Annotated in this window: 8 protein-coding genes and 2 pseudogenes; 6 read left to right on the forward strand and 4 right to left on the reverse strand. The window is 32.9% G+C overall.

Translation table 11 applies throughout. The annotated features are described in order from the left end of the window. Window positions 1–92: 92 nt before the first annotated feature. The 3 genes and pseudogenes from sinI to GMB29_RS05520 all read left to right on the forward strand — a co-directional run. Window positions 93–161, forward strand: a pseudogene (gene sinI, locus GMB29_RS28155) (DNA-binding anti-repressor SinI); the annotation flags it as partial. Window positions 162–200: 39 nt separating this feature from the next. Beyond that, window positions 201–395 (forward strand): annotated as a pseudogene (locus GMB29_RS28160) (IS91 family transposase); the annotation flags it as partial. Between the two features lie 61 nt (window positions 396–456). Then, on the forward strand, window positions 457–672 hold the full coding sequence (locus tag GMB29_RS05520; RefSeq protein WP_168733872.1) for an integrase core domain-containing protein: 216 nt from the start codon (window positions 457–459) through the stop codon (window positions 670–672). Window positions 673–799: 127 nt separating this feature from the next. On the opposite strand, the gene GMB29_RS05525 is transcribed toward GMB29_RS05520, so the two are convergent. Then, complete coding sequence (locus GMB29_RS05525) at window positions 800–1,231, reverse strand: hypothetical protein (RefSeq protein ID WP_136354981.1); 432 nt, start codon at window positions 1,229–1,231, stop codon at window positions 800–802. 757 nt (window positions 1,232–1,988) lie between these two features. On the opposite strand from GMB29_RS05525, the gene GMB29_RS05530 reads away from it, so the two are divergent. The 3 genes from GMB29_RS05530 to GMB29_RS05540 all read left to right on the forward strand — a co-directional run bounded on the left by GMB29_RS05530 (window position 1,989) and on the right by GMB29_RS05540 (window position 7,571). Continuing rightward, window positions 1,989–2,420: a hypothetical protein gene (locus GMB29_RS05530; protein WP_136354979.1), complete on the forward strand. Its 432-nt coding sequence runs from the start codon at window positions 1,989–1,991 to the stop codon at window positions 2,418–2,420. Window positions 2,421–3,841: 1,421 nt separating this feature from the next. Beyond that, complete coding sequence (locus GMB29_RS05535) at window positions 3,842–7,042, forward strand: glycoside hydrolase (RefSeq protein WP_168733871.1); 3,201 nt, start codon at window positions 3,842–3,844, stop codon at window positions 7,040–7,042. Window positions 7,043–7,391: 349 nt separating this feature from the next. After that, on the forward strand, window positions 7,392–7,571 hold the full coding sequence (locus GMB29_RS05540) for an aspartyl-phosphate phosphatase Spo0E family protein (protein WP_136354974.1): 180 nt from the start codon (window positions 7,392–7,394) through the stop codon (window positions 7,569–7,571). A gap of 78 nt (window positions 7,572–7,649) precedes the next feature. Here the strand turns inward: GMB29_RS05540 and GMB29_RS05545 are convergent, their stop codons facing one another. The 3 genes from GMB29_RS05545 to GMB29_RS05555 form a co-directional block, all read right to left on the reverse strand. Further along, complete coding sequence (locus GMB29_RS05545) at window positions 7,650–9,203, reverse strand: response regulator transcription factor (RefSeq protein WP_136354972.1); 1,554 nt, start codon at window positions 9,201–9,203, stop codon at window positions 7,650–7,652. Further along, window positions 9,200–10,837: a sensor histidine kinase gene (locus GMB29_RS05550; protein ID WP_168733870.1), complete on the reverse strand. Its 1,638-nt coding sequence runs from the start codon at window positions 10,835–10,837 to the stop codon at window positions 9,200–9,202. Before GMB29_RS05550 ends, GMB29_RS05545 begins: the two co-directional genes overlap by 4 nt. A gap of 160 nt (window positions 10,838–10,997) precedes the next feature. Then, window positions 10,998–12,698 carry a methyl-accepting chemotaxis protein gene (locus tag GMB29_RS05555; protein ID WP_136354968.1) on the reverse strand — a complete coding sequence of 567 codons (1,701 nt, stop codon included), beginning with the start codon at window positions 12,696–12,698 and terminating at the stop codon, window positions 10,998–11,000. Window positions 12,699–12,700 lie beyond the last annotated feature (2 nt).

The raw sequence follows: 12,700 nt of genomic DNA on the forward strand, positions 1-12,700 counted from the left end.
AAGATTGACGTTACTCGTCAGTACGTTGGTTACTTTAGCCATGAGCTTAAAGAAGCACTTGATGAGTCGAACCCATTAAGGGGTCTATTATAATGAGAGAAGAGTGGATTGAGCTACTCTTGGAAGCAAAAGCTTTAGGGTTAACTGTTGAGGAAGTTAGAGAGTTCCTTGGATTAACTGACGACAGTCTAACAGACGAGAAGGATGTATTACAAGTCAATCACCGACATGTGATTTTTACAATTGATGAAGGGTTACTTGAGGTTTTTCTTCTTCATAGACATCTATTAAAAGATTTAATGGATGCATCGTCAAAATTAATAACGGATTTCTTCCAGAAGAAAGCGAAAGTAACACCTGGAATTATTTCAGGACTACACACTTTTGGATCAAGGTAGCGTATATACTTCATATTTGTATCAAAATTTAATAAAAGAAAAGAATTTGGTTAGTAGTATGTCAAGAAGGGGAAACTGTTGGGATAATGCAGTTATTGAATCGTTCCACTCAAATCTAAAATCAGAAGGATTCCAGTACGTGAAGTTTAATTCAATGTCTTTAGAGAAGGTCAGAGAGCAAGTGGAACAATATATGAAATATTACAATGAAGAGCGTATCCAAGAAAAATTAGGCTACCACACACCAATAGAATATGGAAGTATGGCAGCCTAAGAGGGTGTTTTATTATTGTCTCATATGCCTGTTTCAGTCTATTTTGCCCGGTTTTTCTTATACTGAAAAAGCTAGATTCTAAGATTTTGTATCCAAGCATAGATTCAATAACAGTTGACAATTTCTGTTAAGCTAATTTAATCGATACAACATCGATATCTATATCACCGTTCGAATTGTTAGCGATTGCTAAAGCAGCATTTGCTTCAGTAGCTACAAAGGTAAAACTGTAGAAAGCATATTCATCGGTGGATATTATATTAACGGCTTGAAAACTCCGAGTTGGACTCCCGGTAATACTGACGTCAATTGTCCCACTAGTTGCATCGTCACTAAAAGTAATAGCTGCTTTGAATTCATAGGTCTCACCAACTTGTAATGGCAATAAAGCCTGGGCGATAAATTCGCCAGCATCAATATCGCCATTAATATTTCCCAAAAGCTGATCATCATCACCTTCGGTCGTACCAGTACCTATCCAAAAGGGTGCAAGAGAATCTGTGGCATTTGGGTTGGATTGTTCAAATCCGCCATTTCGAACCCGATTAATATTTGCCATCTTTCATCCTCCTTTCTTTTTTAAACTTGGCAGACAGTTACTCTTTCCATCGTCAATTATTTCTTCAATATTGAAGCAACCTGTCCATTAATAATATATTCGGATATTAAAAATAAGTAGATAGTCGAAGAAACCATCCTTAAATAAATCCGCTTTTTTAGCATTGTTATTAAAAGTTAGCTCTTTTCCTCGCGGGAGTCTAATTGGAAAAGGTGATGGGAGAGACATGTTTCCAGAGTATGACTAAGGAATCAATAGGATAGATTAGAAATTATAGAACACTTGTAAGAAAAAAAACGGGGATTACCCGGTTTATATTATCCATTAATAACCTTATCGTTATGTATGAGGTGAATATCCAGCTGAAACAATGGTTAACCTCCTTAGTGACCTCTTGATACAGTTACATTAGTACACGAGAAGCATTGAGAAAGCTGTTAAAACGTCTCATAGAGCTTCTCCAAAGGTGACTCCCAAGGTGGACTCATAAGCAAACTTCCCCCTCGATACGCTCCAGAGTAACCTTTTGAGTAACAGAACAATAGATAAACCCTACTGACAAAATCAATTTCTAACCTTTAAAAAGGCGTATTTCTACATTAGAATCCATTTTCTTTGTAACATGTGTATATAAGTTCATTGTGGTTGAAATATCTTTATGGCCGAGTCTTTTCGATTAGAACGTGAAATGGAACTTCCTTGTTATACATTCCCACTCAGGGTATATTATAGTTTGAACAAGAGGAGGGTAAATTTAATGAAAATACTAAAAGTATTAACTCTAATTGTTGTTATTCTACTATTGCTTGGGTTTGGTGTTTATCATTTTGGAACTAAAATCGCTTCAGATAAAGTAATGGAAAATGTATCGACTGAAATTAAAAAAAGTGGAGAAGTTGAGGAAATTAAAGGAATGCTAGAACAAGATCCTCAATTACAAAAACTTTTAGAGAATGGTATTGAAAATATTGACGAAAGTAAATTACCTTTTACAACAAAGGAAGATGCAATACAAACCGTAGTGAAAAAGATAGGTATTAAGGAAGCTCAAGAAATTCAATCAAAAGTATCAGATGGAGTAACTAATGATGAAAAACAAGAAATTTTAGAGAAAGTAGAAAATAATTTAACTGAAGAAGAAATACTTGCTCTAAAAGTTTTGGCATACAAGGAATTAAATAAAAAATAATGGTGTGCAATTTATGTACCTTTACATTAACTAATATATTTACTGAGAGTCGCCTATCGGCGGCTCTTTTATTTTGCCTTCAAGGAGGTGATCTAAAAATGAAAAAGATAAAAGGGGGTGGGGGGCAAGTCCCTCACAGGTCATCAGAGATGAAAGTTTCTATGAAAAGGATTGGAACTTTTATATTTCCGTTATCTTATGTCAAACAATCCTCAAATTAAAATTTGCACATTTTTTGCACATTATTAACAAGATCATTTTCTAAAAAGATATCTCCTAATTTGTTTTTATGTAAATCTTGTTTTGCTAATGATTTTTTAAAAGGTAAAGCACATAATGTGAAACAACTACAAAAAGGTCTGTTTGGGGTAGCCTTACTATATTTACAGTATTTAATAAAATTGTTTATCTCAATACACAATAAATCTATACCAAATATATTTCTAAACTATAGGATTTGTTCTAGTAGTTTTTCAAATGGAAAAGGAAAATTCTTATTCACTTCTAGTTGAGTATAAATAGAAGTGGTTTTAGGATCCTCATGACCCATTATTTGAGTTAAATAATGTATGGGCATTCTTGGTTTAAAACAAACAAATTTTAATTGATTTAATTGTTAATTTATCCAATTCAATTATCTTTTTATCTTATATATGGATTACGATAAGGGTGCTAAGTCAGTGATAATTTTCAGCGTCTTGTAAGTCTGCCTTATATTATAAAAAGCCCCCGGTTTACATTCTCGTATTCAACAGTATCTCTGATCTCCTTAATTTTTTTTACATTAATGAAATAATAGCTTCTTTTAGAACTTGTTTAGATAGTTTATTTGATTAATAGGGAACGAAATAAATTATACTTTTCTCAAAAGAATTTCTATTTCTTAAATAATGAAAACGCTCTACGATATAGATAATAAAGAACTATTAATAAAAAGGATTATGTTAAAGCTCATTGTAGTTTTGAAAAGATGTTGATTGGAGCTGAAAGTGTGAGACTCCTGCGGGAAAAGCGGGTCAAAGGGTGACCTCACAGGCGCACGGCACGATGAGTCTCCCGGAACGCCCGAGAAAAGCGAACGTCTAGAAACGATTAGAGTGGAAAATCAACAGTCAGTTTAACAGAGCTTTAAAAAAGAAATCGATTTCGAATATTAATAGAAATATTACATAAATAGATACTCTTTCTCTTTATTCTTTGCAGAGTAAATTTAATACTCTTTTTGGAAGCGCTCACTTTAAGGGGGTGATAGATTTAGTAAGAAATTAAAAATATAGAGAAAAAAGAAATTAGTAATTTAATGTAAGCGAGAGGAATTTAACGAACGTTTTATCGATTTTTAGCTAAATAGGAAAGTAACCACCTTTTTCTATGTATCAGTAATAATGGGAATTTTAGATAACGAAAGGGGAATTTATTTTATGTTGCAAGTAGGGGTTGTTAAAAAGTTAATCGTTTATTGTTTAATTGTAATCCTTATAACAGGAAGTATTTTACCTGCTTTACCCACTATAAGTAAAGCAGAGGAGACAGGAAATAAAGTGATTTCTAATTCAGAGTCAATAAAACTAGATCCAAGCTATCAACATGAGCCATTTGATGGTTGGGGAACGGCACTTGTTTGGTTTGCGAATGTAACAGGTGGTTGGCCAGATGAACTTAGAAATGAGCTGGCTGATGAGCTATTCAGTGAGGACGGACTGGGTTTTAATATTGCTCGCTATAATATTGGCGGCGGAGATTCCCCTGAAACAGAGCCATATATGCGTAAAGGTGGAGCTGTCCCAGGTTATTGGAATCGTCCGGCTGAATATGCCCCACCAGAGGGGAATACGGAAGAATGGGCCGAGCAAAAAAATTGGTGGGACCCTGAAAATCCTGAGCACTGGAATTGGGAAGCTGATGCTAACCAACGTTGGTGGGTTAGTGCAGCTAAAGCTAGAGGTGCTGATACATTTGAGGCATTTTCAAACTCACCACCATATTTTATGACTCAAAGCGGGTATGTATCAGGTAACTGGAATTCATGGGATGACAATATTAAGCCAGATCAATTTGAAAATTTTGCAGCATATTTAACAACAGTAGTAGACCAATTACAAAAGAAAATGGATGTTGAATTTAAAACACTTTCACCTGTAAATGAACCTAATACTGGATATTGGAGAGCAAAAGGTAGACAGGAAGGATCAAACTGGTCTCCAGCTTCACAAGCTAAGATCATTAATGAAGTAAAAAAACAATTAGATGAAAAAGGTCTTAACACAGCCGTATCGGCTATGGATGAAACAAACCCTCAAAAGTTCAGACAAAATTGGGAGCAATATGATAACACAACTAGAAATAATATTGGACAGTTAAACGTACATACTTACGGTCCTACACAGCAGATTGGTGCAAGAGATATTGCAAAGGGTGCAGGTGAAAAACTGTGGATGTCTGAAGTAGATCTTAGTGCAGGTACCGAACAAAATCATGAAGATATTATACCGGGTCTTGCATTATCTCAGAGAATTACCACGGATATTCAGCAATTAGAATCAGAGGCATGGGTGCTCTGGCAAGCAATTGAAGATGAGGTTAACATGAGTCCAGAACATGAAAATAGCAACTGGGGACTTATTCAAGTAGATTTTAATCCAGCTAATTTCGGAAACGTAGAAATTTATAAAAATAAAAAATACTATGCTATGGGAAATTACAGTAAATTTATTCGCCCAGGATACCAAGTGATTAATTCTAATAACAGCAGCACATTAGCCGCTGTAAACAAAGATAAAGATTCTGTCGTTGTAGTTTATACGAATTCCACGACAGAAGAGAAAGCTATTAACTTTGATTTGTCAGGATTTGAAACAGTAAAAACAAGTGCAAAAGCAACACCATATGTTACATCAAAAACAGATAATTTAGTCCAAAAATCCGATGTAACGATCTCAGATAAAAAGCTCTCAGCAGTAGTTGAACCACAATCGATTACAACATTTGTTGTATCTGATGTATCCGGCGTGAATAAGGATAACTTATTCTTGAATAATGACGAAGAATACAAATTCATCAATAAAAACAGTGGTAAAGTGCTTGATATTGGACAAGATGGAAAAGCAATTGTCCAAAAAACAAATATTCGTGATGAAGAAAGTCAAAACTTTAGTATTCAAAAAATGACAGATGGAAATAGCACAAAAGAAATCTATAAAATTGTTAATAATGCTAATGGAAGTGTACTTGGTGTAGAGAATGGTTCAGTTATACTTCAAAACAATGAAGATTCACCGAATCAAAAATGGATGCTGTCAACATATGGAAATGGTGAATACACCTTCATAAACGTTCAAGACGGAAATCTACTAGAAGTGGGTGGTGAATCTAAGGAAGAAGGAGCAAAAGTTGGAGTGTGGAATCCAACAGCTGGTAACCACCAGCAATGGAAGGTCGTAAATTCTGGTATCACCAAAGTAGAGCCAGTTGATGTTGTTGTTACAAAGAAAAAGACAGCACCAGAATTACCTTCAGAGGTAACTACAATTTATGGTAATGGTGAAAAGGTTCAGAAAAAAGTAGTTTGGGAAGAAATCGATCCTGAATTATATGCAAAGGAAAATATTTTTACTGTTGAAGGATCTGTTGAGGGAACAACAATTAAAGCAGTAGCAACAATAACAGTCAGTAAAATTGAAAGCATTGAACCTATTAAGGTAAAAACAACTCCAGGTAACGCCCCAATATTACCGAGTGAAGTAAAAGCCAAACTGCAAATTGGTACATCAGGAAATGTAACTGTTGATTGGGAGGAAATTGATCCAAATCTATATGCAGATTTAGGTAAGTTCTCAGTAAAAGGATCTATTTCGAAAAGTCCCGTTAAAGCAATTGCCAATGTCCAGGTGACAGAACCAGCACTTCAAAATTTAGCATTAAATCCTGCCGGTTCAGACAATGAGTACCCTAAAGTAAGTGCTTCCTTTACTGGACAATGGGATAGCACAAGGCATGTCAATGATGGAATTATCTCTAGTGCAAGATGGACGAACTGGGATCCAAATAACTGGAGAGAAGAAGATTGGGTTGCCATTGAATTTGACAAAGAGGAAACAGTATCACAAGTAAAATTTAACTTCTATGATGACAACGGGGGCACAAGACCAGCAAAATCTTTACGACTTGAATATTTGGATGGAACAGAATGGAAAGAAATTGAAGGAACACAAACAGAAGTTCAGAATAAGGACCTAACAATTGACTTTACTCCATTAGTAACAAAAAAGATTCGTGCATTAATGAAGGCAAGGGAAGGGACTTGTATAGCCATTTCTGAGATGGAAGTATTAGGGATTGGTGAAAATGATATTCCGGGTCAAAGTGGTGATGCAACATTAGAAACGATACTTATTAATGGTAAGCTATTAGAAGGATTTGATAAGGATACCTTAAATTATAGTGTCGAAGTAAAGAAAAAAGATCAAGAAATCCCGACTATTGAGGTTATTACAAATAATTTATTTGCAACCTATCAAATTGAAACACCATCTTCAATACCTGGAGTGGCTGCTATAACTGTTACGTCTGAAGATGGGAAGAATAAAGTGAAATATACAGTTTTATTTAATTCGAAAATGTAAAATTGAAATCTAAGGTCAGTAGTTTTTACATAATACTGGCCTTTTTCGTGTTTTTATTATTTGGAATAATAGAATGCTAAAAATAGTCCAATTTCTAATGAATTCCTAGTATTAATAGTAAATAATCAAGAAAAAATTGCAACTTTTCCAAAAATTTTTCTATTCACACTATCTTGTAAACGTTTTATTATATGAAATATATCAACGAGAGTTGAATAGATTAGATGTACTTTATGCTCTATGGCTCCAGTAAAAAAGGAAAAATGTTAAAAAAATTATCATCGTTTTATTGGAAAGTTTGAAAGCTATTATATAGGAGAAATAATAAAAAATAGGGGGAACATTATTTATGAATCAATCAAATGTCATTCATATCATGAATTGTATAGATAACCATCGTATCGATATGTATGAGTTAGCAAGGAAAAAAGGGATATCTGATCCAGATGTCATAAAATTTAGTCAAGATTTAGATAAAAAAATTATTAACTTAATGTATATAAAAAGAAATAAAATGTTGGAGAATTAATCATTAATAAAGATAAAAAGCTTCCTTACAAAATTAGTGTGGAAGCTTTTTTTGAGTTTGAAAATAGCTAATCATTACTTAAATTGAAAAAACTTGTTTCTGATTTTTAAATTGCTTTGTTGTCAATCCAGTTACTTTTTTGAAGGTTCTGCAAAAATAATGTGAATCACTATAACCAACTTGATGGGCTATTTCATATGTTTTATTATTTGTTGTCTTCAAAAGATCTTTTGCACTCTCAATTCTGGTGTATGTTAAATATTCAATTAATGTTTTACCTGTTTCTTGACTAAACATATGACTTAAATAGGAGGCGCTTACATTTACAGCATCTGCAACAGTTTGAAGAGATAATTGAGAGTCAGAAAAATTTTCGTTAATATAGTCTACCGCCATTTGAACAGATGAAGAGTATTTGCTAGTAAAGCGATCTCTAGTTGAAATAACGAGGTGTAACATTTCTTCGATATAGGTTAGAACTTCATGATAATTTCTAATCCAGCTTGCTTTCATTTCTAATTGATTAATTTCCTGCATAACTTCAAGATTATCCATTTCTAATTCCTTTAAATAATGTGAAATCGTAATAGTAAAGTCCATTAAAAAATAATACGTTGTAAAAGGAGATCGAACATTTCCTTTTTCTAGATAAGATGAATAAGAACGAGCAAAACTAGAAATATCACTTGATAGTCCAAATTTTAGAAAGTCTATTAAATCTCTTCGGTTAAAATGTTGCATTTCTTTTTTGGACTCAATGTCTATTTCAGTTTCCTTCGAACTATATTTATGAATAATAGTTGAATAGCTTTTCTCTTCATCGGCTTCAGAGAAAGATAAGGTAATACCCTGAATACGGCTTTCTACTCTTCCGATTCCAAAAATTAGTGGGTTCTCAGGGTGTAGCTCTTCATGTGCAAGCAAGCGCTGTCTTATTATCTCTGACTCCCGTTCAAGTGTCTGTTTTGATTCTCCCATCATAATAAAAATAGATTCTTTCAATTTTCTACTAAATCGCAAACAATCATATTCATCTTCTATCCAGTTAATGGAATCTAAATCAATTGTACATTCTATAATGATGATATAATAATAACTTGAGATAAGATTCATATTTAAATTTGAAGCTTCTTTAATTGCCTCTGAAAAAGTGTACAATCCTTCACAGAGTTCATATAGAAATTTATCTCTAGAAGCAGATTTATTTTGTAATACTTGATTTTCTAAGTCACTTAATCTTTTAATGTTTATTTCTTCCTCATCAATTTTTGTGGAAACTTTTTTTAATATAGTAAGTAAATCTTGTGAACTAACAGGCTTTAGGCAATATTCAGTAACTTGGATGCGCATTGCTTCTCTTGCATATTCAAATTCATCATGTCCACTAAGTATAATTATTTTTAAAGAAGGCATTTTTTCGCGAAGAATACGACTTAGTTCCAATCCGTCTATAAAAGGCATTTTAATATCTGTAATAACAATATCAGGTTGGTGTTTTTCAATTAAAGGAAGGGCAATTTCGCCATCTGAAGCATCACCACAATAAATAAACCCTTCACGATTCCAATCAATGCTTTTCCCAATCCCTTCCCGGATAGCCATTTCATCATCTACTAAAAATATTTTTTTCATTTATATCCCCTCTCTGCAGGAATGATTAAACTAACACGAGTGCCAGATCCATACCAGCTATTGATTGTTAAACCAAAAGGCTTTCCATAGTGTAAGAGAATTCGCTGATGAACATTTACCATACCAAATCCTCCTTGATTCTTTTCAAAAGGGACCCCTTGAGATAATTGAAATCGAATATCTTTTAACTTATCTTCTGTAATTCCAATACCGTTATCTATAACATCTATAGAAATATATCCTTCTGGAGTAAAATCACCTTTAATTCGGACAAATCCCTTACCGCGTTTATTTTTTATGCCATGATATATAGCATTTTCAACAATTGGCTGAAGTGTTAATTTTATAATTTCATATTGTAAAATATCTTCATTTAAGTGAAAAGTTACATCTAAGATATCTTGGTATCTCATTTTTTGAATCGTGAGGTAATTTCGGATATGGTCAATCTCATCTTCTAAAAGAATTAAATCTTTGCCTTTACTTAAAGAAATTCTAAAAAAATGGGATAATGCCTTCGTAATTTCAATTACTTGTTGACTTTTTTTGGCTTCTGCCATCCAAATAATTGTTTCAAGTGAGTTATATAGAAAGTGGGGATTGATTTGGGCTTGCATAGTGCGTAATTCTGCAATTTTTAATTGTTTTTGTTCATTAACACTTTTCGTAAGTAGAGCCTTGATTTTCATAATCATGCTATTAAAATTTTCACCTAGGTCTGAAATCTCATCTGTACCTTTATTGTCGAGCTGCACATTAAGATCACCTTGAGATGCTTGTTTCATTTTCTCCTTTAATATACTAAGTGGAAGAATTAATCTTGAAGTGATAAAGAAATATAATCCAATGGTAAAAATTAAAACTGAGCCTACAGTTAATACAATTAGACTTCTAATTTCATTTGCTTCTTTTGTAATATCTAATAAAGGTGTGTATCTAATGAATTTCCATCCAGTCAATTCAGATGTATCAAAGACGAAAAATGTTGCACCTTTCGTAAAATAGCCAGAGTGGTTTTCTTCTATTGGTTTTCTATCTGAGATAGGTGAAGTCTTTGCAAATTGTGGATGTGAAAATAAAATATTACCCGTTTCAGATTCAATTTTAATTGTATCGGAAGTTCTTAAGGAAGCTTCGTGAAGAATATCCTTAAAAACGGAAGCTTTAATAACAATATTAATGAAACCAATGACTTCTTTCGAATTATCCGAAACGATTGTACTTGTCATAGAAAGTGCTGGATTACTGTTTTTATAGATTGGTTCTATCAATGTTTTAGATGGCTCATCAAGTAGTTTCACAAATGGAGGTTTAGTAAGTGCCTGACCTTCTAATTGATGAACCCCTCGGTCTTCGCTAACGGCTTTCCCATCAAGACTAATAATTTTAATATTCATGATGCTATCACTATATTGATAACTTTCTCTGTAAAGCTTTATCATTCCTAAAATACTTTTTGATTCCTCACCCGTATTTTGTTTGTCAATTAAAAATTGAACAGTGCTATCCTTTTTCCCAATTTCGGTAAACCTTTTAATATCCTGAATAACATCATCAAATTCTGTGCGTAGTTGTGCTACTTGAATTTGAGCTAATGAATATGATTTTTGAGCAACAATATTATAAGATTTCATATATGAAATCACCCCAACAAGGATGAGAGGTATTACCGTTAAAAAAAGGAACATTATTAAAAGTTTTGTACGTAAACTTGAAACAACCCATTTTTTGAATTTCATAATCTAACCAACCTGTCAGTAGTATAATAAGTAAATTGTTATATGTGTTTTGTTATTATATTTTAAACTGCCTAATATTATCTTTCATTTCTTGAATTCGTTCTACAAGTTTATAAGATGCATCGGAAACTTCCTCAAGAGTAGTTAGTTGTTCTTCTCCCATAGCTGCAATCCCAGAAACTTCTGCATTCGTAATTTGAGAGCTCTGCTCAATGTCTGAGATCATTTGACGAACAGAAAGCATCTGATCAAATGCCTCTTGCATGTCTTCCTTTATGCCTTCAATTTCAACTTGCTGTCTATTTCTAATTGAACGAATAGTTTGGAATTCACTCTGTATTTGCTCATTTTTTAATCTGCCAGCTTGAATATTCTCTAGTGTTTCACAGTTTTGTTTTCTGATCGATGATGTTAGTCTCAAGATATGGTTTATTTTGTAATCGGAGTCTTGTGAAACCTTGTTTGTTTCGTCAGAAATTTCCTTTATTTGTGTTAATACGTTTTCTATCTTTTCATTTGCTGAACTTTTATGCATGTCATTTTTTAGAGTGAGATACAATAAACTAGACTCGCGTGCAACAAGCTTAATTAATCGTAAATATTCATTCATTTCCCCTGACAATTTCTGAAGCTCTTCTGTATCTTTGTTTACTTGATGTATAGTTTGACTTATTTTTTCAAGCTGCTGATGGAAGGTAATAAGTTCATTGCTTATTTTATTTGTAATATGTAAGGTTTCATTTGATTGAAGGTTTATTTTATTTGATTTTCCTAGTACTTCGTTATATTTAAAAAGTAAATGTTCAAATGTGGAAACTGATTTTTGAATGAGTTTATCTTGTTTATGAAGATTGATTGAAATTGTTTGTGTTGCTTCAGCAACTTCTTCCCCAGCAAGTCGGTTTTCAAGAATACTCTGGTGAATATCCTTTGAAGTTAAAACAACTAAATCATTTGTATTTCTCACACTTATGATAATATCCTTTAAATTATGAAACATACGATTGTAAGAACGACATAATTCTCCTATTTCATTTTTAGAAGGATTTGCTATTGCTCCTATTGTTAAGTTTCCTGCTGCAATTTCATTTGTTTTTTGTCCTAAACTGCGAATAGGTTTTACAAAACTTCCTGATATATATATTGCAAATAATAATGAGATTATGATAACGGCAATAAATGCACAGATATAAATTGATATGTCTCTTTTTAAGTTAGTAGAAATGATATTCTGTGATTCCCCTTTTACTAAAAGGGTCTTTTGTAAGAGTGACTGAACCTTTTCATCGATGAGGTCTGTAAGAATTGTAATATATTCATAGGTGATATTTCGTGTATCTGCAGGTACATTTCCTTCGATTTGCTCTCCAAGCTTGTCAATATATTCAGTCGTAGTAGTTAATGTTTGGCGAACCTCTGAAATTTCCTTAGTAAATTGGCCATTTTTATCATCCCGTTCAATTTTATCTAAGTTTTGATACATATTGTTAAGATGAACATATTGAGTACCATTTTCAAAAAGTACTTTTCCATAAGCAATATCCCTAATTTCTTCATCTAGTTTTTGCTTAAGTGAACCATTAATTGAATTCGTCAATGTAATCGTTTCCATCATTGCGTTATATTGACGAACATACCCAAGGAAAAGATAGATTTGTACGCAGTTAATTGTTGCAAGCCATAAAAGAATGACCATGAAAACGAGAATTAATCTTTTTCGTAATGGTAGATCTGAGAACATTGGATGCGCTTTCAATT

Source organism: Metabacillus sediminilitoris (assembly GCF_009720625.1).
In the GTDB taxonomy this organism is placed as follows: domain Bacteria; phylum Bacillota; class Bacilli; order Bacillales; family Bacillaceae; genus Metabacillus; species Metabacillus sediminilitoris.

Coding starts and splice junctions, on each gene's coding strand:
- GMB29_RS05520 (WP_168733872.1), top strand. CDS start 457: ATGTCAAGAAGGGGAAACTGTTGGGATAATGCAGTTATTGAATCGTTC.
- GMB29_RS05525 (WP_136354981.1), bottom strand. CDS start 1,231: ATGGCAAATATTAATCGGGTTCGAAATGGCGGATTTGAACAATCCAAC.
- GMB29_RS05530 (WP_136354979.1), top strand. CDS start 1,989: ATGAAAATACTAAAAGTATTAACTCTAATTGTTGTTATTCTACTATTG.
- GMB29_RS05535 (WP_168733871.1), top strand. CDS start 3,842: ATGTTGCAAGTAGGGGTTGTTAAAAAGTTAATCGTTTATTGTTTAATT.
- GMB29_RS05540 (WP_136354974.1), top strand. CDS start 7,392: ATGAATCAATCAAATGTCATTCATATCATGAATTGTATAGATAACCAT.
- GMB29_RS05545 (WP_136354972.1), bottom strand. CDS start 9,203: ATGAAAAAAATATTTTTAGTAGATGATGAAATGGCTATCCGGGAAGGG.
- GMB29_RS05550 (WP_168733870.1), bottom strand. CDS start 10,837: ATGAAATCTTATAATATTGTTGCTCAAAAATCATATTCATTAGCTCAA.